This window comes from Shimia fortis (assembly GCF_040225985.1).
Classification (GTDB): domain Bacteria; phylum Pseudomonadota; class Alphaproteobacteria; order Rhodobacterales; family Rhodobacteraceae; genus Shimia.
Window position 1 is genome coordinate 22,298 of record NZ_JBBPEU010000007.1, and the last position, 22,203, is coordinate 44,500.

Here is a 22,203-nt window from a genome sequence, read left to right on the forward strand (position 1 = left end):
GTCATGTTTACACCCGCAATCACCGGTACCGGTGTTTTCACGCCAGATCAGGTCATCACCAATGACGAACTGGTGGAAACCTTTAATGCATATGCGGACATGATGAACGAGAAAAACGCCGACGCCATCGCCGCAGGCGAGGTTGAGCCGATGCAGCATTCCTCAAGCGCGTTTATCGTGCAGGCCTCGGGGATCGAACAGCGTTACGTGATGGACAAGACGGGCGTTCTTGACCCGAAAGTGATGCACCCGCTGTTGCGCGAACGCGGGGATGACGAGTTGTCGATCATGGCCGAAATGGCGCTGGATGCCTGCAACAAGGCGCTGGCGCAAGCACAGGTGGCTGCCGACGAGATCGATCTCGTGATCTGTGCGGCCTCGAACCTCGAACGGGCCTATCCGGCGGTTGCGGTTGAAATCCAACAGGCCCTTGGCGCCGGTGGTTTTGCCTTTGACATGAACGTCGCCTGTTCTTCGGCAACCTTCGGGATTCAGGCCGCGTCAGACATGATCCGCTCGGGCTCGGTGCGCAAGGCCATCGTGGTCAATCCGGAAATCTGTTCCGCCCATCTCGAATGGCGCGACCGGGATTGCCACTTTATTTTCGGCGATGTGGCCACAGCCACGGTGATCGAACGCAGCGAAGATGCCAAAGGCGCCTATTTCGAAATCCTGTCAACCAGCTGCGCCACACAGTTTTCGAACAATATCCGCAACAATAACGGGTTCCTGCGCCGGTCGCGCCCTTATGGCATGGAAGACCGTCGCGACATGCAGTTCATGCAGAATGGCCGCAAGGTGTTCAAAGAAGTGCTGCCCATGGTGTCGAAACACATCATGACCCAGATGGCCGAGAACGACATTCAGAACACCGACCTGAAACGCATCTGGTTGCATCAGGCGAACAAATCCATGAACGATTTCATCGGGAAAAAGGTGCTCGGGCGCACCCCAACCCCCGAGGAACAGCCCAACATCCTGCAGGATTATGCAAACACGTCTTCGGCCGGGTCAATCATTGCCTTTTCACAGAATTCCGAGGATCTCGAAGCGGGCGACTATGGGCTGATCTGTTCCTTCGGGGCGGGCTATTCGGTGGGGTCGATTCTGGTGCGGCGTCACTGATCGGCGGCAGATTCGGCAGCGCAGCATAGATGCGAAAATGACCTGATACTTTTGACAGTATTTCCCCCGAAAGCTGTCAAAAATAATAGTGTTAGAGCACGGATTTTGTAGGCACGGCCCATCCCATTGTTACAAAACTATGCCATACTCTTCCTCGGAGAAGGCACAGTTCGATGTGCTCTGTTTCCCCAGACAGAGTTGCCGAACATACCTTTGGAATACCAAGGTCGGTTGTCGCTGGTGCGTCCCGTGCAGGCGGCAGAGTGTGTGCATTTTTCTCCACAAGTCATTTTGTGAGTGGCGCAAGGGTGCTTCGTTCGCGAGGCACCCTTATTCATTGGCCCAGCCCAAACCGAGCCTAGTCGCGGCGCCGGATTTTCACCATGGGGGACATGGTCGGATCATCGCCTTCGCGGGGCGTCCCCATCTGGACCAGTACCGCCTGGCTGCCTTCGGATTGTCGCGACAGGGGATCGGGCAAAATCCCCATACTCATCGCCAGCGCCGCCAGTTCGGCGCGGTTGGACAGGCCCGTTTTCTTGAGGATATTGTTCATCCGCTGACGCACCGCCGACACTGTCACCCCCAGCGCATCCGCAATCGATTTGTCCTGCTGGCCGTTTCCAATCATCTCAAGCAGTTCACGCTGCTTCGCGGTGATCTTGTTGCGCTCGGAAAACTCGGATGCGAAATGCGTCAGATACCGCTGATGCCCGCTCAGCGCGGCCACATGCAGCACCCACCCGTGGGTCTGGATGATCTTTTCCATTTCTCGCTTGGAGTGGTTTCCTGAAAACGTGATCAGGGCGGCCTGCGGCGGGGCATGGACCCGCAATGGAATCGAGAACCCGGCCCGCAACCCACGGCGCGCGGCCTCTTCCAGCACCTTGTAGCGCGCTTGCGGAATGTGGCGGTATTCGTCCACGAATTCCACCCCGACCGCAAGCGGCGTCAGGTAATGCAGCGCGTGCGATCGGAAATAGGACCATTTGGCAAGGTCCGGATCCTGGTTCACGCTGTTTAGCCAGCTCGAGTCATAGGACGTGCGGACAAACAGTGTTTTCTTCCACTCTGCATAGCTGCTGGCAGAGATCAGATCCACATAAGGCAGGTTCAGCTTGCGCCCCAGTTCGACCAGCAATCGCCAGACTTCGGACGAATGCCGGGTCGCCTCCAGGTCGACAAGATAGCCCTGCAAAAGATCCGGCGTGTACTGCTCGGCGGGCACAAGTTCGCGCCGGGGCATCCCCGCCGACATGCTCAGCTGGTTTCCTCTTCGAGGTGGAGCTTCATATCCAACAGAACATGCTGCAGGGCAACGGTTTCCTTCAACAGGCGCTTGGCCTCGTTGACGGTGATGATGCCGTCCTCGATGGATTGGCTGTATTCGGCCATGAGCATTGCAAATCGCTGGCTCAGCGCGATCACATCGGCATTCACCCCACCCTCGCGCGTGTTCTTGCGCCGGTCATCATAGGAAAGCGTGATCCCCTTGAGATCGGCCAGCGCCGAGGTCACATGCGGAAAGGACGACGCCTCTTCCAGACGGGCTACAGCATCAATCGGCATGAACCGGTCTTCGTGCTCGGGGTTGTGCGAATAGTATCGGCCCAAGGTGGCTTTGGACTTGCCGGTCAACTCGCAAGCCGCCTCAATCCCGACATCCTTGACCAAAGCTTCGGCATGTTTTTTCAAATAGGACCCAACACTGTCCATACTCACGTCCCCCAACACGATTTTCCCCGAGGGGAAATAGATAAGCCGTTTCCCCTTAAAGCTATTTTTCTCAGATGTCATTTGTAAACTGTCTCGCCCGAAAAGCGAGACGTTTGTGAGTGGCCGGCGATTTCGCCGGTTATGTGTGAGGCGCTTTCGGAGGTCCCTTCGAGAGATGGCATGTCGGATAACAAGTATCGCCTTCCAATCATCCCCTGAGACTCGCGCTCGGGAAGGCTGTTAACCAGTATGACGACTGCACCGAAGTCACGGGGCCTGTGTGCCCCGGGGCTTCGGTCCTCAACCCGGTTTTGTCATTCGCTGTTGCATAAACGCGGGCCAACGGCCTATGACGCGGGCATGGCCAAGTTGTACTTTCAGTTCTCGACCATGAACGCGGGGAAATCGACCCTGCTTCTGCAGGCGTCGCACAATTACCGCGAACGCGGGATGCACACTTACCTTTTGACCGCGCATCTCGATGACCGCGCGGGGGCAGGCAAAATCGCCTCGCGGATCGGGATCGACAGCGATGCGGATACTTTCCGGCCCGACGATGATCTTTTTGCCATGATCCAAGCCCGTCTTCAGGAAAGTGGCGTGGCCTGTATCTTCGTGGACGAGGCCCAGTTCCTGACCGAAGATCAGGTCTGGCAGCTGGCGCGCGTCGTAGATGACCTTGAGGTGCCCGTCATGTGCTATGGCCTGCGCGTGGATTTTCAGGGCAAGCTCTTTCCGGGATCAGCCACGCTTTTGGCTCTGGCGGACGAAATGCGCGAAGTCCGTACCATTTGCCACTGCGGAAAAAAGGCCACGATGGTCGTGCGCCTGAACGAACACGGCGACCCGGTGCGCGAAGGAGAGCAGGTGCAGATCGGCGGCAACGAAACCTATATGTCCCTGTGCCGAAAACACTGGCGCGAGATCATGGGCGACTGATCCGGAAAGCCCCCGGATCACCCGCACCGGTCAGCCTCACACCGCATTCACCCCATTAGGAAGCGGTCGGCCATCGGCATAAGCCTTAAGGTTCTCGACCGCCATCATGCCCATATTGGTGCGCACTTCGGTGGCGGCCGTCCCAAGATGCGGCAACAGCGTTACGTTGTTGAGCGACCGCAGCGCCTCGGGCACATGCGGTTCCTGTTCATAGACATCAAGCCCGGCACCCCCGATCCGCTTGTCGCGCAACGCTTCGATCAGTGCCCTTTCGTCGACAACGTCGCCGCGCGAGACATTGATGAAATGGGCATGGCGCTGCATTGCATCGAACACACCCGCATTCACAAGATGGCGCGTTTCGGGCCCGCCGGGCACACAGGCGATCAGAACATCCACTTCGCGTGCCATGTCGGTCAGGCTCTCTAAGCGGCGGGCGTCGAACTCCATCAGTTTCGGCGAGCGACTGAAATACCGCACCCGCATCCCGAACCCATAAAAACACCTCTGGGCGATGGCCTGCCCGATCCGGCCCATGCCGATGATGCCGACCGTCTTGCGCGATACATGCATGCCCAACATCTGGGTCGGATGCCAGCCCTCCCACAGACCAGAGCGCACCAGACGTTCTCCCTCGGCGGCGCGGCGCGCGCTCATCAACATGAGCATCACCGCGATATCGGCGGTTGCATCGGTCACCGCGCCGGGCGTGTTCGACACCAGCACACCTGCCCGCGTAGCTGCGTCGATGTCGATGTGGTTATACCCCACCCCGAAATTCGCGAGCAGCTTGCACTTTGGCTGCGGTACGTCCGCAAAGACACCGGCCGAAAAAATGTCGCCCAGTGTCGGCAAAACAAGGTCGAACTCTTCCAGAACCCAGCGCAGGTCATGGTCGTTCAGGGGAAGGTTGCTCTGGCGTACACTTGTATCAAACACGTCACGCGCGGATGCCAGAACCTCTTCAGGTAGCGGGCGCGTGATATATAACGTTTTCAATGCATCCTCCCTCCGGCCGGAACATCCTTGTCCGGTCCGATTAGAACAATATCGTTGTTTTCATCAGGTAGCCCCAGAACCAGGATTTCGGACATGAACCGTCCGATCTGGCGGGGGGGGAAATTGACAACAGCCATCACCTGTTTTCCGATCAGGCTTTCCGGCGTGTAATGCTTTGTAATCTGGGCCGAGCTTTTGCGCACGCCCAGCTCTTCCCCGAAGTCGACCCACAGCTTGATCGCGGGCTTGCGGGCCTCGGGATAGGGTTGTGCATCGACAACAGTGCCGACGCGGATATCCACCTTGAGAAAATCGTCAAAATCAATCTCATCCATCGGCCAACTCCCGCGATCTGGCAACGGCGGCGTCCACCGTGCGCCGGATCAGGTCGGGCAAACCGCCCTCGGGGTCCATCAGAACATGCAACCCCGCCTGCGTCGTACCGTTCGGGCTGGTGACATTTTCGCGCAGCTTGGTCGGGGTTTCTTCGGCCTGTTCCGCCAGTGCGCCCGCCCCGGCCACCGTCGCCTTGGCCAAGGCCATGGCAAGCTCTGGTTTCAGCCCTTGCGCCTCGCCTGCAGCCGCAAGCGTTTCGATCAGGTGAAACACATAGGCCGGGCCCGATCCGCTGACGCCGGTGACGGCATCGATCTGGCCCTCGTTGTCGAGCCGGACAACCTGTCCCACAGCAGTCAACAGCGCCTCTGCCAATGCCATCTGATCCGCGTCCACCTTTGCATTCCCGACCATCGCCGTGATCCCGCGCCCGACTGCGGCCGGCGTGTTCGGCATCGCACGTATGATGGGCGTATCCTGCCCCAGAATGGTTTCGTATTGCTTGATGCTGATCCCGGCCGCCACCGACAGGAACAGGGTCGTCCCGTTGCCCATGGCCTGTAACGCGGGCAGGGCTTCTGCCATCATCTGCGGCTTGACGGCAATCAGCACAATCGCGGGCGCGGCAGGCAGATCGGCATTGACGTTGACGCCGCTGCCCTGCACCCAGTCGCTCGGATACGGATCCTGAACCCATACGGATTGCTCGGGCAGCCCGTCTTTGAGCCAACCTGCCAGCATCGCAGATCCCATTCTTCCGCATCCCAGAAGAACAAGCCCGCGCTCTGCAATGACCTTCATATCCATGTAAACCCCCGATTGTCTTTGGGGGAAGTGTTACGCGCGACCGTAGGCCTCTGCAATGGCGACCTGCATCGCGTCGTCCACTTTCCTGTCGCCCCATACCACAAGCTGGATCGCTGGGTAGAACCGTTCGGCACTGCCCACGGCAAGGCGGATCATGGTGTCGATCTGATCGGGGCTGGCGACTTGCCCGCCGGACAGCACAAGGCCGTAGCGATAGATCATCAACTGCTGCGGCTTCCAGAAAGTAAATGCCCCCGCCCAGCACTGGTCGTTGATGGCATTCAGCGTTTCGTGCAAAACCGCGATCTTGTCCTCGGGGGGTTCCATCTCGAAGGAACAGACCAGCCGCAGGGTTTCGTCATAGGCCGACCAGGCAAGGGTGATCGAGTAGGTCCGCCACTGTCCTTCAACCGCCATGGCGATCTGGTCATCGGCGATCCGGTCGAAACTCCAATCGTGGTATTCCGCGATATGTTCGACAATGTCGATCGGGTGAATGTCTTCTTCGAGAAACTGCTCTGATAATGCCATGGCCCCACCTCTTTTGCTATTGCGGCAGAGGATTGGCAGCTCCCCTAACGCTTGGTGCCTGCTCTAGGGGCTGCGGCAAAACCAGTGCCCCTTACTAGATATGGTGCTGTGCCAAGGCAGGTCTGTAAAGCAAAATATTTGTGGATAACGCAATAAGTTGTGGATTACTTGGGCAAAGGCACAAGAAACCGTCACAGTCAAACAGGCGGGTCGTCGCTGACAAAGCTTAGATTAGGGCGTGGTGCGGGGTGCCACTTTGCTGCCATCACTCAGGTTTGCCGAGGGGTAAAGCACCACGATCTGCCCCCCTTCCACCCCGTCCAACACCTGCGCGAACAGGCCATTGTTGCGCCCGACCGATACAGGCTTGCGGACCGCAACGCCCTCCTCGACCACGAACACCGACCACCCGTCAGGCGTGCGGAACAACGCGCTTGACGGCACGCGCAGCACATCCTGCCCTTCCCAGACCACGATGCGGGTCTCGACCCGGAACCCATGCCCCAGCGAGGCGCGCTGCTCGGGCGGGTCGGTAAACCGGATGATCGCATTGACCCGCTGCTCCTCGACGCCCAGCGCCGAATACTTGGTGAACCCCCAGGGATCGACCCGCGCCACCACGCCATAGAGATCGCCCTCACCGCCCCAGTTCGAAATCAGCACACGGTCGCCCACCGCAACCTTGACTGCATCGGACGACAACAGCTCGACCACGATTTCGAGGTCGGACGCAGTGTCCCCGATCTCCAGAATGGGCGCCCCCGCCGGCAGGATCGTTTCGCTTTGCTGGATCACACGCAGCACCACGCCGGAAATAGGGGCGGGCAGGTTGATGGGATCAGCGGTGTTGCTGGTGATATGGCCATTGGTCTCAAAACTGATCAGGTTGGCGCGGGCATTGTTGAGATTGGCAATCCGCATCGAGATCGCCGCGCGCGCGGTATCGACCGTGGCCTGAACCGTGCGCCAATGGCTTTCGGCGCGATCCAGTGCCGCCTCGGCCACCGCGTCCTGCTCGAACAGCTTGCGGGCACGTTCGAGATCGGACCCGGCAAGATCGCGGTCGGCGATGGCCTTGTTCAAATCCGCCTGCGCCACCCGCAGGGCCGCCTCGGCCGCCGCAATGGCCGCGCGCGCCTGCTCGCGGGTCCGCACGTCAAGCGCCGAAGGATTGGTCGGCTGCATCCGCGCCACCACCGTTTCGCCTTTGACCACCGGATCGCCGGGAAACAGATCTACACGCAACAGATGGCCCGCAATGGGGGTAGACACGACATGTGGGTCTTTGACCTGGGTGCGGGCCTCTTCATCGACGGTCACCATCATATCGCCCCGCGACACCTGCCCCATGTCCACCAGAATCGGCTGCGGCCAGAACGCCGCCGCAAGCCCCGCCGCCACCAGAAGGGCCGCCCCAAGGGTCAGGATACGTCGCGAAGATTTCTGTGCCATCTGCCTTTACTCTCTTGTTTTCAATGTGGCGACAAGGTCGACCTTATCGATGTCACGCCGCACCAGCCATCCCGAAACCAGCGCCGCCAGCACCACCGCTGCGGTCGCTGTGCCAAAGGCATCGGGCCGGAACGTTGTCGGAATCTGGTAAAGATCCGTACTGAACCCCGCCGCGATCAGGAAAGACAGGGCATAGCCAATCCCCACCCCCAAAGGCAGCGCCAACAGGATCACGATGGCCAGTTCGCCCAGCAACACAAAGGCGGTCTCGGCCCGCGTGAACCCGATCACCCGTAAACTGGCCAGATCGCGGGCCTGTTCGCCATAGGCAATGCGCGCAGCGTTGTAGACAATACCAAAGGTGATGATCCCCGCAATCGCAGCCATGACATAGCGCATCGCGCCAGCGCCTGTGTCCATCAGTTTCTGCATGGCGGCACGTGCGTCCTCGCGCTGGGTCACACCGGCGACCGAGGGCATCGCCTTGAGCTCGGCATACAGCGCGGGCAACTGGGCGCTATCGACTCGCAGATAGACCACCGACACCCGCCCCCATTCACGCATCTCGTGATTGAGGCTTTGCATATGCATGAAGGCCGGCGCCCCCAGCAGCGTCTCGGCGATTGACGCCACCGGCACCTGCAAGACGGGGCGACGCCCCTCAAGCACCTCGATCTCAAGCATGTCGCCCGGCCCGATCTCCAGGATATCGGCCAGCGCCTTTGCCAGCACGATCCCCGTTTCGGGCATGGGAATGTCGTTCATGTCGTTGTCCACCGCGCGGCTCAGGCTGGCGCCCGGCGTCAATCCCGTCACCGACCCGCGATAGCTGTGCAACCCGTTGCGCAAGACGGCCCCGACCGCGCGGGTCGGCTCAACCTCGACCACGCCGGGCAGGTGTTTCATGGCATTGACGGCAGCGGCGGGCATAGGCTCAAAGAAGCTGACCGAGACATCAGAGCGGTCAATCACGCCAAAGGTCAAATCCAGCGTTTCATCGAACCCCAGCATGATCGACAGCTGCGCCGAAGACAGCCCCATTCCAACCGCCACGCCAAGAACCGCCCCGAAAATCCGCCCCGGATTGCGCATGACCCGCCGGATCACCATGCGGCTGGGTTGATCCAGCCAGGATTTCAGCCGCTGGTTCAGCGCGCCCGAGCGGGAAAAATCCATCGGCGCCGGGGGACGCATGGCCACCGCCGGGGTCAATCGGAACACCCGCCGCAAAACGAACAGCCCTCCCGCCGACGCCGCCAGCACCGACACCCCGACGCCGGTCACGAAAGACGCGGGCGAGATTTGAAAGACCAGAAACGGGAAATGGTAAACCGTCTGATAGACCCCGGCCATCGCCCGTCCACCCCACAGACCCAGCACACAGCCAAAGGCGGCCCCCGCTACCGCAATCACCAGCACCATTTTGAAGTAATGGAACCCGACCTCGAAATCCGAATACCCAAAAGCCTTGATCAACCCGATCTGTTCGCGCTCGGCCTGCACCATGCGCGTGATCACGATGTTCAGCAGAAACGCCGCCACCCCCATAAAGATCGGCGGCACCACGACCGAAGTCGCCTGCAACCCGCTGATCTCTTCCGAGATAAACCGGTCGGACATATGGTCCTCGCGCAGATAGGCCCCCTGCCCGCCATAGCGGTCGACGATGGCATCCACCGCATCCAACACCGCCTCGGGCATGGCACCGCGCTCAACGGACAACAACGCCTCGTTGAACGCACCCTTCAGGTCGAAGGCCGCAGCCAGCGCATCTTCATTCATCCAAAGCACGGCAAAGCGCGCATCATCGGGCACAAATTCGCCGGGTGCCGTGGTGAACAGAAACTCGGGCGCCATCGCAAACCCCACGATCCGAAAGCTGCGCCGCGCGCCGTTCATGGTCGCGGTCAGCGTGTCACCCAGCATGAGGTCATGGGCCTTGGCAAAACTGTCCAGCACGATGACTTCTTCGGTGCGCCCGGGCACCAGCATCCGACCCTGTTTCAGGTAGAGGTCGTTCAAACGGGGCGCGCGGTGCGTGGGCAGCGACACGGCGCTGGCCCGGATGGGGATGGCCTGTCCCGGCATATCAACCAAGGCCCCGCCAAAAATGCGCCCTTCAACTGCTGCCACACCGGGAATCTGGGCCAGACGTTCCAGCAAGCTGAGCGGGGCGCGCGTGACCGGAGCGACCACATCCGACAGGCGATAGCGTTCGTAATAGGCCGCCCGCGTTTCTTTCAGGGAACTCAGCATCCCGGCCATCATCACCAGAAGGCTGACCCCGACGGCCACCACCAGCGCAATCGCCCCCGCCTGCCCCTTGATCCGCCAAAGATCGCGCAGCAACTTGCGGTTCAGCGGACTCATGACGTCACCATTTGATCTCGTCCGGGCTCAGGCGGTGGGCGTTGGTTTCCACGCTGCGAATGGCCCCGTCGGCAAAATGGATGACTCTATGCGCCATGCCCGCCGTCGCCGCCGCGTGGGTGACGATCATCACGGTGGCACCCAGCTTGGCATTCACGTCATTCAACACATGCAGCACCGCCCGCCCCGTGGCCGAGTCCAGCGCGCCCGTGGGTTCGTCACAAAACAGCACCGTGGGCTTCTTGGCGATAGCCCGCGCGATTGCCACGCGCTGCTGTTCGCCCCCCGACATCTGTGCCGGGAAATGGTCCATACGCTCGGTCAGGCCCACCAGCCGCAGCGCCTCGGACGCGTCCATCGGGTCTTCGGCGATCTCGGTGACCAGCTCGACGTTTTCACGCGCGGTGAGCGAGGGCATCAGGTTATAGAACTGGAAAACGAACCCGACATGATCGCGGCGATAGCGCGTCAGGTCGCGGTCGGACATCGCCGTCAGGTTCTGGCCTTCGAAAAACGCCTCTCCGTCGGTCGCGCGATCCAACCCGCCGACAATGTTCAAAAGCGTCGACTTCCCCGACCCCGACGGCCCGAGCAGCACCACGATCTCGCCCTTCGGAATTTCGAGATCCACCCCGCGCAGCGCGTGTACCGCAGCTTCGCCTGACCCGTACACCTTGGTCAGACCCCGCGTGGTGAAAGTATGTTCAGTCTCTGACATAGTCTTAAACGGTGTGCGCAAACGCCCGGCACAACGCGGTCACCTGATCGACAAAGAAATAAAAAAGGGGCGTCGTCGCCCCTTTGCAATTATTTGTTTTCAAGCGCCTCGATGCGGGCCTTGAGCGCCTCGTTTTCCTCGCGCGCTTTCTGGGCCATGGCGCGCACGGCATCAAATTCCTCGCGCGTGACGAAATCGCGGTCCGCGAGCCAGCGGTCCATCATCGACTTCATCGCGTTTTCCGCCTCGTCCTTGGCACCCTGTGCCACGCCCATGGCGTTGGTCATAAGTTGCGAAAAATCGTCCATGATCTTGTTACGGCTTTGCATGGGTCTCTCCGGCAAATGGCATTTCCCCTTATATGGGGTGCAACCGCGTCAGGCACAATGGTAGAGTTCCGCGCAGGGCGGTTGACTTCCCCCGTTTCAGGGGGGCATGACTTGCCCATGCGCGCGATGATCCCATTCCCCGAGGTTTCTCCTGAAATCTTCACTGTCACCCTGTTCGGTATGGAACTGGCCCTGCGCTGGTATGCGCTGGCTTATATCGTCGGCATCCTGATAGGCTGGCGGCTTGTGGTCGCCACGCTGAAACGTCCGGCACTTTGGGGCGACAGGGGCGCGCCCATGACACCGCAACAGCTTGAAGACCTGTTGACCTGGGTGATCCTTGGCGTCGTGCTAGGCGGACGGCTGGGCTATGTGGTGTTTTACAAAGGCGCCTATTACGCTCAGAACCCGATGGAGATCCTGCGCGTCTGGGAAGGTGGCATGTCCTTTCACGGCGGTCTTCTGGGGGTTGTTCTTGCCGCGTGGCTGTTTTCGAAGAAACATGGGATTCCCCGCCTTCAGATTGCCGATGCCATGGCACTTGGCACGCCTGCAGGGCTGCTGCTGGGGCGGATAGCCAACTTCATCAACGCCGAGCTTTGGGGCCGTCCCACCGATCTGCCGTGGGGCGTGATCTTTCCCGGTTATGCCGCGCAGGACTGTGGCCAGACCCTTAGCCTGTTATGTGCGCGCCATCCATCGCAACTCTACGAGGCACTGCTGGAAGGCGCGCTGCTCGGGGGGGCGTTGTTGTGGCTGGTGTTCCGGCGCAACGCTCTGGCCACGCCAGGGGTGGTGTCGGGCGTGTTTTTTGCCGGCTACGGGCTTGCACGGTTTGTGGTGGAATTTGTCCGCCAACCGGACGCGCATTTCGTGACCGACGGCAACCCGCTGGGCCTTGCACTGCATGTCGGGGGCGTGGGGCTGACCATGGGGCAAATCCTATCGCTGCCAATGATCCTTGGCGGCGTCTGGCTGATCCGGCAGGCCCGCCGCAATGGCTGATCTGAAGACGCATCTTCTGGGTCATATCGCCCAGCATGGGCCGATGCGCCTGTCCGACTATATGGCGGAATGTCTGTTTCACCCTGCATACGGATATTACAGCACCCGAGACCCGCTGGGTACTGCGGGCGATTTCACCACCGCGCCCGAGATTTCGCAGATGTTCGGTGAAATGATCGGGCTGTCCCTCGCCCAAAGCTGGATGGATCAGGGCCAGCCCGGCGCCTTTGTGCTGGCAGAACTGGGCCCGGGGCGTGGCACCCTGATGGCCGACATCCTGCGCGCAACTCGCGCTGTGCCGGGATTCGCGGACGCGGCCCGCGTGCATCTGGTCGAAGCATCGCCCACCCTACAACAGAAACAACGCGCCCTCTTGGGGGACGCGCCCGTCTGGCATGACCGCATCGACACCCTGCCGAACGATTTGCCCGTCTTTGCCGTGGCAAACGAATTTTTCGATGCCTTGCCGATCCGCCAGTTTGTCCGCAGCGGCGAGATGTGGTGCGAACGGCTGATCGGGGCCAGGGACGGCGGGCTGGTCTGGGGTCTAGGCGCCCCTGCACCGCAACCGGCGCTGGCTGCGCGGCTGGGAGATACGCGCGAAGGTGACCTTGTGGAACACTGCCCGCTGGCCGCCCCGATCGTGAAGGCGCTGGGGGCGCGGATCGCGGAAAACAGCGGCGCGGCCCTGTTGATCGACTATGGCGACTGGCGCTCACTTGGCGACACGCTTCAGGCCCTGTCGCGGCATGAAACCGCCGATCCGCTGACGGCACCGGGTCAGGCCGACCTGACCGCCCATGTGGATTTCGAAGTGCTGGCCACGGCGACCCCGTCCGCCCACAGCAGACTGACACCGCAGGGCGTTTTCCTCGAACGTCTTGGCATTACACAGCGGGCGCAGGCCCTTGCCGCGCGGATGCAGGGCGACACGCTGACAACCCATATCGCCGCACATCGGCGCTTGACGCATCCGCAGGAAATGGGAAACCTGTTCAAAGTTCTGGCGCTCTTTCCCAAGCATGCAGCGCCACCTCCCGGATGCGAAACATGACCCTTGAGATCCTGACCTCTGACGCTTTGGCCCCCATTCGGCACGGCTTTTTCACCCGCAAGGGCGGCGCGTCCTCGGGCGTGTTCGAGGGGCTGAATTGCGGCACCGGCAGTTCCGACCAGACCGAGGTCGTGCGAATCAACCGCGAACGCGTGGCCGAGGCGATGGGCGCCCCGATCGCGCATCTTGCGACGGTGCATCAGGTGCATTCCCCCGATGTGGTGGTGGTCGACGGCCCGCTGCCCGCCAACCGCCCCAAGGCCGACGCGATGGTGTCAAACACCCCCGGCGTCGTGCTGGCCATCCTGACGGCGGATTGCCAGCCGGTGCTGTTCGCGGACGAAAAAACCGGCGTTGTCGGCGCGGCCCATGCGGGCTGGCGCGGCGCGCTGGATGGCATTCTCGAGGCCACGCTGGACGCGATGGAAGGTTTGGGCGCCAGCCGGGCCAACACGGTCGCGGTGATCGGCCCGTCAATCAGCCAGACCGCCTACGAGGTTGGCCCCGAGTTTTTCGAGATGTTTGTCGCCTCGGATCCGGACAATACCCGTTTTTTCAGCGGCGGTACTGGCGACCGGATGCTGTTCGACCTGCCCTCTTACGGACTTCACCGAATGCGCAGCGCAGGCATTGGTCATGCGGAATGGATCCGGCACTGTACCTATTCGGATCCCGACCGGTTCTATTCATACCGCAGGGCCACTCACGCCAACGAAGCAGACTATGGACGCCTGATCTCGACGATCCGCCTATGACCCGCTGCCCCAAAAACAATCCAGCAATTTCCTAAAACTAGACCTTTCCTGCCCCATCTCTGCCCCAATTCAGGGCGAGATTAGGGTCAAGGCAGGAAACAGAGTGTTCACAAAAACACGAACACGCAGATAGGAGAAAACAAATGGCTGGGAAAACTCGCTTTATCAAATCGGTGGTTGCAGGCGCGAAATCGGATGTACCGGCAATGCCGTGGGAACGTGGCGCACGTCGCAAGGCCTTCATCGCCAAGCGCAAGGCATCGACCCTCAAGAACGCAGCCTGACGCGCCGTTCACGGATTGAAATGCAAACAAGGCCGCCTCACTTGGGGCGGCCTTGTTGCTTTTTGGGGATGTCTGAAGAATCAGGCGTCGCGGTTCAGGCGCTCTTCCAGAACGTCAAAGGGCACACCGGGTTCGTCTTTGGCACAGCGGATCACGAGCGAGGTTTTCACACTGGCCACGTTGTCCGCCTTCAAAAGATCCTCGGTCAGGAACCGCTGAAAGGTCGACAGGTCGGGTGCGACGCATTTCAGGATAAAGTCCACCTCGCCATTCAGCATGTGGCACTCGCGCACCAGCGACCAGTTGCGGCAGCGTTCTTCAAAGGCGCTGAGATCGGCCTCGGCCTGGCTGACCAGCCCGACCATGGCAAAGACCTGCACCTCGAAGCCCAGCTCGCGCGAATCGACATCGGCGTGATAGCCACGAATGAACCCCGCCTCTTCCAGCGTTCTCACGCGGCGCAGACAGGGCGGTGCGGAAATGCCAACGCGTTTGGCCAGTTCGACATTGGTCATGCGACCGTCGGCCTGGAGTTCCGCCAGGATTTTGCGATCAATCGGATCAAGCCGGGTGCCGGGCATACTGAGTCTTTCCATGTGAATTTTGCGGTTCTTATAGCACCCACCTGAGCACGCGCAATAATGTTTCGCGTTAGCGCAAGATCATTTTGCACCTATTTCGGGCAATGCGCAGGATTTGGGCAGATGTTCTTTTGCGGAGGATCGGGGTTTTCCCGGACCGCAGGGATGGCTATATCCCCTGCCTGACGCAATTCTGCAACTGGAAAGGTGCCCCATGGCCGACTCGAAGAAAACCAAGGTTCTGATCATCGGCTCCGGCCCGGCCGGATATACCGCCGCCGTTTATGCCAGCCGTGCCATGCTTGAACCGGTTCTGGTTCAGGGGATCGAACCCGGCGGACAGCTGACCACCACCACCGAAGTTGAAAACTGGCCCGGTGACACCGAGGTCCAGGGCCCCGACCTGATGGTGCGCATGGAAGCGCACGCCAAGGCCATGGGCTGCGAAATCATCGGCGACATCATCACCGACCTTGACCTGTCCGAACGCCCCTTCCGCGCCAAGGGCGACAGCGGTACGGAATATGTGGCCGATGCGGTTATCCTCGCCACCGGCGCGCGCGCCAAGTGGCTGGGCCTGCCATCGGAAGAGAAATTCAAGGGCTTCGGCGTTTCGGCCTGCGCCACCTGTGACGGCTTTTTCTACCGCGGACAGGAAATCGTCGTGATCGGCGGCGGCAACACCGCCGTGGAAGAGGCGCTGTTCCTGACCAACTTTGCCTCGAAGGTCACGCTGATCCACCGCCGCGACGAGCTGCGCGCCGAGAAAATCCTTCAGGACCGCCTGTTCAAGAACCCCAAGATCGAACCGCTTTGGTTCCACGAACTGGAAGAGGTCATCGGCACCGACATGCCGCTGGGTGTCGAAGGCGTGAAAGCCAAGAACGTCAAGACCGGCGAGATCACCGAAATCCCCTGCAAGGGTGTTTTCGTGGCCATCGGGCACGCGCCCGCGAACGAGTTGGTCAAGGACACGCTGGAGATGCACAATGGCGGCTATGTCAGCGTGAAACCCGGCACCACCGAAACCTCGGTGCCCGGTGTCTTTGCCGCGGGCGACCTGACCGACCACAAGTACCGTCAGGCCGTGACCTCGGCAGGGATGGGCTGCATGGCGGCGCTGGATGCGGAACGCTTCCTCGCCGAACAGGACTAAGCCCGAACCACGGGCCCGACCATCCCGCCGGGCCTTTTCATATCCGCTTTGTATCTGCGCACAACGCCGGTGCCTTGACCCTGCGCGCTTCGACGGTCACTTTCGACACACGAAGGAGACCCGCGCATGAACAGCTTGTGGCAAGGGCGTTGGACAACGAAAGCCCGGATCGCCTCGGGGCTGGTCCTGTTCGTCTATGTCCTTTTGCACTTCCTCAATGTCGGGCTTGGCCTGTTTTCGCTGGACCTGATGGAGCAGGCACAGGACTGGCGCAAGGCAGTCACACGCAGCTTTGTGGGCGGGATCGTGCTCTATGCGGCGTTTCTGGTTCATGCCGCGCTGGCGCTGGAACGGGTCGCGCGTCGGCGCACGCTACGCATGCCGGTGTGGGAGGCAACGCAGGTTGTTCTAGGCATCCTGATCCCCTTTCTGCTGTTCGTACATATCGTGCACACCCGCGTCGCGTTTCAGCAATTCGGCGTGAATGACAGGATGGGCTATATCACAGGGCTGATCTGGGACACGTCCTCGGGGCGCAATCAGGCGATCCTGCTTTTGATAGTCTGGATCCACGCCTGTATCGGGCTGCATTACTGGCTGCGCGGGCGCGATTGGTGGCAGCGCGCCACGCCCGTGCTGATCGGCCTCGCCGCGCTTGTGCCCGCCTTTGCGCTGGCGGGTTTCATGGTTCAGGGCCGGGCCCAAAGGGCAAGGCTGCAGGACCCCGACAGCTTTGGCACCCTTGCGGAGCTTTACAACTGGCCCTCGCGCGACAGTTTTGCCGCAATGGACACCATCACCGGAAACGGGCTCTCGGTCTATTGGGGGATCCTTGCGCTGGTGGCCGTGATCATGGCATTTCGCCGTTGGGGCATGACGCGCAGGTCCCTGAAGATCCAGTTCGTGGACGGCCCCGAGATCACCGGGCGCAAGGGCATGACCCTTCTTGAAATGTCGCGCGCATCAGGCGTGCCGCATATGGCGCTTTGCGGGGGGCGTGGGCGCTGTACCACCTGCCGCGTCATCATTGAAGACGGCAGCGATCTTCTGCACCCGCCCTCGCCCGAGGAACAGGCCGCCCTCAGGGCGGTGAACGCGCCGCCCAATGCGCGGCTGGCCTGCCAGATCCGACCCACCGAACCCGCCACTGTCATGCGCGTCTTCCGCCCGGACGGACGCCGCGCACGACAACATGAAAGCCTTGGACAGGAGCGCAAGCTGGCCATCCTGTTCCTTGACATGCGCGGCTTTACCGCCCGCACGACGGGGCAATTGCCCTATGATGTGGTATTCCTTCTGAACCGGTTCTTCGATGCCGTCGTGCCCTCAATCACCGGCGCGGGCGGGACGGTGGACAAGTATCTCGGCGACGGGCTTCTGGCCGTGTTCGAACGGAACTCGGCTCAAGCCTCGGCGCGCGCAGCCCTTGAAGCCGCCGCCGGGATCGGCTCTGCGCTTGAGACCTTCAACAAGGCGCTCAAGGCGGAACGCGCGGACTCGGTCGCCATCGGCATGGGGCTGCATCTGGGCGAGTTGGTGCTGGGCGAAATCGGGGCCGCCGACAACGCGCCCCGCACCATCATCGGGGCCACGGTCAACACTGCAAGCCGCCTTGAGGCCGAAACCAAACGGCTTGGGGTCGAGGCGCTGGTGTCAGAAGACCTCTTGCAGGCCGCTGGCATCGACACCGAAACGCTGGATCTGGCCAGCCTCGATCTGCGCGGTGTCCGGCACCCGGTCGCGGCCCTGCCTGTGACCAAGGCGAGCACAATTGCGACCCTCCTGCGGGATCACAACGCCTGACCGGCCCACATCGCCCGAGACGTTGCGGCGATGCAACGCAGGCAGCTTTCCGCCTTCCGCCCATGAAAAAGCTTTCCTCTGATCTTTTGGTCATGTAATGCGTTCACCCGTGAACACACTTTGAGTCGATTGATTATGTCGTCTGCGATTACGAAACCTTCTGCCGATGAGGAAGACCTGCTCTTCCGTCTTCTGCGCCAACTGGATTTGGCGCCGGATGCATCGCAGCGGACCACCGCAGCGGCATTGAACATTTCGCTGGGTCGGTTGAACACCTTACTACGCACCACGGCGGAAACCGGGCTGATCTCGATTACCGAAAGATCAGGTCCGGATAAACGACAGCGCTTTGCCTATACTCTGACATCGCGCGGTGCGGCAGAAAAAGTGCGGCTCACAGATCAATTCCTTGCCCGCAAGCTTGCAGATTACAACGCTTTGCACGCGGAACTCACAGGCACGGCAAGTGGCCTTTCTCCTATCAAACACAGGACCCATCCCATGGAAAACAACCTGGCTCCCATCCCCGAGCTGTACGTCTCCTACGAGAGCGCCCAGAAACTGAAAGTCGAAGCTGCCGACCTCGTCAGCTGGGACCTGACCCCGCGCCAGATCTGCGACCTCGAACTGCTGATGAACGGCGGTTTCAACCCGCTCAAGGGTTTCCTGACCGAAGCCGACTATGACAGCGTTGTCGAGAACATGCGCCTGACCGACGGGTCGCTGTGGCCGATGCCGATCAACCTCGACGTTTCGGAAGAGTTCGCGGCCTCGATCGAGCCGGGTCAGGACATTGCCCTGCGCGATCAGGAAGGCGTGATCCTTGCCACCATGACCGTGACCGACAACTGGGTGCCGAACAAGGCGCGCGAAGCCGAAAAGGTCTTTGGCGCCGACGACGACGCGCACCCCGCCGTCAACTATCTGCACAACACCGCGGGCAAGGTTTATCTGGGCGGTCCCGTCACCGGTATCCAGCAGCCCGTGCACTATGACTTCCGCGCCCGTCGCGACACCCCGAACGAACTGCGCGCCTATTTCCGCAAGCTGGGCTGGCGCAAGGTTGTTGCGTTCCAAACCCGCAACCCGCTGCACCGCGCGCACCAGGAACTGACCTTCCGCGCCGCGAAAGAAGCGCAGGCCAACCTGCTGATCCACCCCGTTGTGGGTCTGACCAAACCGGGCGACGTCGATCACTTCACCCGCGTGCGCTGCTACGAAGCCGTTCTCGACAAATATCCGGCCTCGACCACGACCATGTCGCTCCTGAACCTTGCCATGCGTATGGCAGGCCCGCGCGAAGCGGTCTGGCACGGCCTGATCCGCAAGAACCACGGCTGTACCCACATCATCATCGGCCGCGACCACGCAGGCCCCGGCAAGAACTCGGCCGGCGAAGATTTCTACGGCCCCTATGACGCACAGGACCTGTTCCGCGCCCACGCCGATGAAATGGGCATCGAAATGGTCGACTTCAAACACATGGTCTATGTGCAGGAACGCGCCCAGTACGAACCCGCCGACGAGATCGAGGACAAGGACAACGTCACCATCCTCAACATCTCGGGCACCGAACTGCGCCGCCGTCTGGCCGAAGGCCTCGAGATCCCCGAGTGGTTCTCGTTCCCCGAAGTTGTGAAAGAACTGCGCCGCACCAAGCCGCCGCGTTCCAAGCAGGGGTTCACCGTGTTCTTCACCGGCTTCTCGGGCTCGGGCAAATCGACCATTGCAAACGCTCTGATGGTGAAACTGATGGAAATGGGCGGCCGTCCGGTCACCCTGCTTGACGGCGACCTCGTCCGCAAGAACCTGTCGTCGGAACTCGGCTTCTCGAAAGAGCACCGCGACCTGAACATCCGTCGCATCGGTTACGTGGCTTCGGAAATCACCAAAAACGGCGGGATCGCCATCTGTGCACCCATCGCGCCCTATGCCACCACCCGCCGCGCGGTACGTGAAGACATCGAACAGTTCGGCGCCTTTGTCGAAGTGCACGTGGCCACCTCGATCGAGGAATGTGAACGCCGTGATCGCAAGGGTCTCTACAAGCTGGCCCGCGAAGGCAAGATCAAGGAATTCACCGGCATCTCGGACCCCTATGACGTTCCGGTCAACCCCGAGCTGAGCGTCGAGACCGAAAATGTCGACGTCGACAACTGTGCACATCAGGTCATCCTGAAGCTGGAAAGCATGGGCCTGATCGCGGCTCAGTAAGCTGCCGGTTCAAGAAATACGAAAGGCCGCCTCTCGGGGCGGCCTTTTTCTTTGCGGGAGCGCGGTGTCTTGGACTGATGTCGCTCTTTGGGCGCTTTCAATTGGCGGGACGCCCACCATTCCATCCATGCGGTTGAACGCTCAAAATACCGCCATGCAGTCACGCGCCCTGTCGATGGCATTCCGTGGCGTTTTAAGCTTTACCGTGACCTTGTAGGGCGCATCCTGAAAGGCGACGAATTCACGGGCTTCCTCAAGATCACTTATGAAATTCGGATTGTCGAAAACGATATAGCCGCCGCTGAACCCGCCGGACAGCGTGCGCGAAACGGTGGTGACACTGCCAACATAAAGCTTGTCATTCAGCAGGATAGTGATGCCGCCCTCGCCTGCCTGTGGTTCGACGTCTTTCAGAAATGCGCCAAGATATCCGGCATCCTTCTTGGCCGTCAAACCGGCCTGAACAACGCTGTTTTCGCTACGCCATTCAATGAAACAGGATTGGCGCGAACTGTTCTTGAAAACCGTCCAATACTTGGCGCTCCAATAGGTCTCGATGTTGTCCCCGGCGGCTGGCAAGACAGTTTCATCGGCAAAGGCCACCGAGGCCGTGCACATCAAGGCCGCCAAGAAGGTGCCGGAAAGAAGGGTTCGAACTGGTTTCGCAATGCCCATTGGAATCTATTTCCTCTATATTTGCGTTTCTGTACCGTCTTTGCGACCGGCCCCGATTTTGTGACGTGACTGCAGGATAGGGGATGACCGGCGCTTGGTCTATCGTTCCGGCCTATGGCGCCCCCCATCGCGACACATGTGATGGATCAGCCTGCGTGCAAAACCGCCTGCGCTGCACGGGTTTCCAGATCCCCCCAGTGGGCGGCCTGCTCTTTCATGGCGCGCAGGGCGGGCAGGCGCGCCGCGAAGCCGGCCTCATCGGCACCCCGAATCGCCACGCGAACCTCTTCTTCGGTTTCGCACAGGATCATGCCTGATGTATCAAAGAACCGCTCGATATTCGGGCACCCCCAATAGATCGGCACGCTTTCACACAGGATTGCATCCACCAGCTTTTCGGTGAAATAATCCGGCTCGCGCACGTTTTCGATCACCACCGAATACCGATAGGGCGCCAGCCCGTCGGATTTGGCATCAAACGGTTTGTATCCCCGCCCCATTACATCCATGTCCAAGCCTTGGGCCTCGGCCCATTCCACCGTGGCGTGGCGCAGGACATGGCCCTCAAGATCGCGTTTGGAGGACGCAATCAGCGACATGTTACGGGTCTTGGTTACGTCCAGATCGCGCCACTCGGGCACCCATGTCGACCCGAACGGGAAGAAGATGCCGTTGGGGATCGTCGCCAGAAACGGCTCGTTGGCGCACAGCACCCGGAAGAATCGCTTATGCGATCGGACCAGACGATCATAGTGACGCTGTTGCAGCGCGCGCGGCTCGACCACCATCATCGACACCTTGGCCCGTGTCCCGAAAGAGGGGCGGATATGGGCAGTCGTCGCCGGATAGATCACCAGATGATCCTGCGCCCCGAGATCGCCCAGCGTTTTGCCCCGCAGGCGCACAGGCTGCCCCAGAGGCCAGTTCATCTCGTCCAGCGGCAGTTTCGAGGGCCGGTATCCCAGCTTGCGGCCATAGGGCAAAACGGCAACGGCGGGCTGGGTGTCAGACATGGGTTCTCTTTCTGGTGACATGACCTGTCATAAGCCAAAGGCCCAAACGACAACAAGGCCCACGCGGGGCCTTGGTCCTGAATTCAAAGTGTCGCGCATGGCGCGGGCGTTTAGTGCACCGTAACCGGCGCAAAGTCGTTCTGACGCGCCAGAACAAAAGCAAGGCTGCGCTCTTTGACAACGGCCAGCCGCTCTCCGTCGGTGGCGGCATAGACGCCGTACAGAACCTCGGCCCCTTCGGCCTGTTCCTGCATGTCCTCGGGCAGGTCTTCCACCAGCACCTCGCGCACATACACGACGCGGCTTTCGTCCTGATCGTCGAATTCGTAATTGTCGTACAT

Annotated in this window: 23 protein-coding genes; 9 read left to right on the forward strand and 14 right to left on the reverse strand. The window is 60.8% G+C overall.

Translation table 11 applies throughout. The annotated features are described in order from the left end of the window. Nucleotides 1-3: 3 nt before the first annotated feature. Nucleotides 4-1,125 carry a beta-ketoacyl-ACP synthase III gene (locus WNE31_RS11675; protein WP_349979956.1) on the forward strand — a complete coding sequence of 374 codons (1,122 nt, stop codon included), beginning with the start codon at nt 4-6 and terminating at the stop codon, nt 1,123-1,125. Nucleotides 1,126-1,483: 358 nt separating this feature from the next. On the opposite strand, the gene WNE31_RS11680 is transcribed toward WNE31_RS11675, so the two are convergent. Together WNE31_RS11680 and WNE31_RS11685 are read right to left on the reverse strand one after the other, a co-directional pair. Next, nucleotides 1,484-2,383 (reverse strand): helix-turn-helix transcriptional regulator, encoded by a 900-nt coding sequence (locus WNE31_RS11680; protein ID WP_349979957.1) that lies wholly within the window; start codon nt 2,381-2,383, stop codon nt 1,484-1,486. A 2-nt stretch (nt 2,384-2,385) separates the two neighbouring features. Next, nucleotides 2,386-2,841, reverse strand: coding sequence for a hypothetical protein (locus tag WNE31_RS11685; RefSeq protein ID WP_349979958.1), 456 nt, complete (start codon nt 2,839-2,841; stop codon nt 2,386-2,388). Between the two features lie 360 nt (nt 2,842-3,201). Here WNE31_RS11685 and WNE31_RS11690 point away from each other — a divergent pair, with 360 nt between their 5' ends. After that, entirely contained in the window at nt 3,202-3,780 is a 579-nt protein-coding gene (locus WNE31_RS11690) for a thymidine kinase (protein ID WP_349979959.1), read from the forward strand. A gap of 36 nt (nt 3,781-3,816) precedes the next feature. Here the strand turns inward: WNE31_RS11690 and WNE31_RS11695 are convergent, their stop codons facing one another. The 8 genes from WNE31_RS11695 to WNE31_RS11730 form a co-directional block, all read right to left on the reverse strand. After that, nucleotides 3,817-4,779 carry a 2-hydroxyacid dehydrogenase gene (locus WNE31_RS11695; RefSeq protein ID WP_349979960.1) on the reverse strand — a complete coding sequence of 321 codons (963 nt, stop codon included), beginning with the start codon at nt 4,777-4,779 and terminating at the stop codon, nt 3,817-3,819. Beyond that, nucleotides 4,776-5,114: a tRNA-binding protein gene (locus tag WNE31_RS11700; RefSeq protein ID WP_349979961.1), complete on the reverse strand. Its 339-nt coding sequence runs from the start codon at nt 5,112-5,114 to the stop codon at nt 4,776-4,778. The genes WNE31_RS11695 and WNE31_RS11700 overlap by 4 nt, the downstream gene beginning before the upstream one ends. Beyond that, complete coding sequence (gene proC, locus WNE31_RS11705) at nt 5,107-5,922, reverse strand: pyrroline-5-carboxylate reductase (protein WP_349979962.1); 816 nt, start codon at nt 5,920-5,922, stop codon at nt 5,107-5,109. Before proC ends, WNE31_RS11700 begins: the two co-directional genes overlap by 8 nt. Nucleotides 5,923-5,952: 30 nt before the next feature. Beyond that, a complete protein-coding gene (locus tag WNE31_RS11710; RefSeq protein WP_349979963.1) occupies nt 5,953-6,453 on the reverse strand; it encodes a type III secretion system chaperone family protein in 501 nt (166 codons plus the stop codon). Nucleotides 6,454-6,684: 231 nt separating this feature from the next. After that, nucleotides 6,685-7,905 carry an efflux RND transporter periplasmic adaptor subunit gene (locus WNE31_RS11715; RefSeq protein ID WP_349979964.1) on the reverse strand — a complete coding sequence of 407 codons (1,221 nt, stop codon included), beginning with the start codon at nt 7,903-7,905 and terminating at the stop codon, nt 6,685-6,687. 6 nt (nt 7,906-7,911) lie between these two features. Then, nucleotides 7,912-10,275, reverse strand: coding sequence for an ABC transporter permease (locus WNE31_RS11720; protein ID WP_349979965.1), 2,364 nt, complete (start codon nt 10,273-10,275; stop codon nt 7,912-7,914). 4 nt (nt 10,276-10,279) lie between these two features. Then, a complete protein-coding gene (locus tag WNE31_RS11725) occupies nt 10,280-10,993 on the reverse strand; it encodes an ABC transporter ATP-binding protein (protein ID WP_349979966.1) in 714 nt (237 codons plus the stop codon). An 89-nt stretch (nt 10,994-11,082) separates the two neighbouring features. After that, the gene (locus WNE31_RS11730) at nt 11,083-11,322 is read right to left on the reverse strand and encodes an accessory factor UbiK family protein (protein WP_349979967.1); all 240 of its coding nucleotides are present in this window, start codon (nt 11,320-11,322) and stop codon (nt 11,083-11,085) included. Nucleotides 11,323-11,439: 117 nt separating this feature from the next. Here WNE31_RS11730 and lgt point away from each other — a divergent pair, with 117 nt between their 5' ends. The 4 genes from lgt to WNE31_RS11750 all read left to right on the forward strand — a co-directional run bounded on the left by lgt (nt 11,440) and on the right by WNE31_RS11750 (nt 14,420). Then, nucleotides 11,440-12,327: a prolipoprotein diacylglyceryl transferase gene (lgt, locus tag WNE31_RS11735; protein ID WP_349979968.1), complete on the forward strand. Its 888-nt coding sequence runs from the start codon at nt 11,440-11,442 to the stop codon at nt 12,325-12,327. After that, nucleotides 12,320-13,381, forward strand: a complete 1,062-nt coding sequence (locus tag WNE31_RS11740; protein ID WP_349979969.1) for a class I SAM-dependent methyltransferase — start codon at nt 12,320-12,322, stop codon at nt 13,379-13,381. Before lgt ends, WNE31_RS11740 begins: the two co-directional genes overlap by 8 nt. After that, nucleotides 13,378-14,136: a peptidoglycan editing factor PgeF gene (pgeF, locus tag WNE31_RS11745; RefSeq protein ID WP_349979970.1), complete on the forward strand. Its 759-nt coding sequence runs from the start codon at nt 13,378-13,380 to the stop codon at nt 14,134-14,136. Before WNE31_RS11740 ends, pgeF begins: the two co-directional genes overlap by 4 nt. 143 nt (nt 14,137-14,279) lie before the next feature. Then, the gene (locus tag WNE31_RS11750) at nt 14,280-14,420 is read left to right on the forward strand and encodes a hypothetical protein (protein ID WP_349979971.1); all 141 of its coding nucleotides are present in this window, start codon (nt 14,280-14,282) and stop codon (nt 14,418-14,420) included. 80 nt (nt 14,421-14,500) lie between these two features. On the opposite strand, the gene WNE31_RS11755 is transcribed toward WNE31_RS11750, so the two are convergent. Beyond that, the gene (locus WNE31_RS11755; protein ID WP_349980145.1) at nt 14,501-15,001 is read right to left on the reverse strand and encodes an Lrp/AsnC family transcriptional regulator; all 501 of its coding nucleotides are present in this window, start codon (nt 14,999-15,001) and stop codon (nt 14,501-14,503) included. Nucleotides 15,002-15,215: 214 nt separating this feature from the next. On the opposite strand from WNE31_RS11755, the gene trxB reads away from it, so the two are divergent. The 3 genes from trxB to WNE31_RS11770 all read left to right on the forward strand — a co-directional run bounded on the left by trxB (nt 15,216) and on the right by WNE31_RS11770 (nt 20,174). Beyond that, nucleotides 15,216-16,157 (forward strand): thioredoxin-disulfide reductase, encoded by a 942-nt coding sequence (gene trxB / locus WNE31_RS11760; protein WP_349979972.1) that lies wholly within the window; start codon nt 15,216-15,218, stop codon nt 16,155-16,157. Nucleotides 16,158-16,283: 126 nt separating this feature from the next. Beyond that, nucleotides 16,284-17,960, forward strand: a complete 1,677-nt coding sequence (locus WNE31_RS11765) for an adenylate/guanylate cyclase domain-containing protein (RefSeq protein ID WP_349979973.1) — start codon at nt 16,284-16,286, stop codon at nt 17,958-17,960. 135 nt (nt 17,961-18,095) lie between these two features. Then, entirely contained in the window at nt 18,096-20,174 is a 2,079-nt protein-coding gene (locus WNE31_RS11770) for a bifunctional sulfate adenylyltransferase/adenylylsulfate kinase (RefSeq protein WP_349979974.1), read from the forward strand. 141 nt (nt 20,175-20,315) lie between these two features. Here the strand turns inward: WNE31_RS11770 and WNE31_RS11775 are convergent, their stop codons facing one another. The 3 genes from WNE31_RS11775 to WNE31_RS11785 form a co-directional block, all read right to left on the reverse strand. After that, the gene (locus WNE31_RS11775; RefSeq protein WP_349979975.1) at nt 20,316-20,849 is read right to left on the reverse strand and encodes a hypothetical protein; all 534 of its coding nucleotides are present in this window, start codon (nt 20,847-20,849) and stop codon (nt 20,316-20,318) included. Between the two features lie 146 nt (nt 20,850-20,995). Continuing rightward, nucleotides 20,996-21,862 carry a glycosyltransferase family 10 domain-containing protein gene (locus tag WNE31_RS11780; protein ID WP_349979976.1) on the reverse strand — a complete coding sequence of 289 codons (867 nt, stop codon included), beginning with the start codon at nt 21,860-21,862 and terminating at the stop codon, nt 20,996-20,998. A 110-nt stretch (nt 21,863-21,972) separates the two neighbouring features. Continuing rightward, nucleotides 21,973-22,203, reverse strand: a complete 231-nt coding sequence (locus tag WNE31_RS11785; RefSeq protein ID WP_349979977.1) for a DUF1150 family protein — start codon at nt 22,201-22,203, stop codon at nt 21,973-21,975.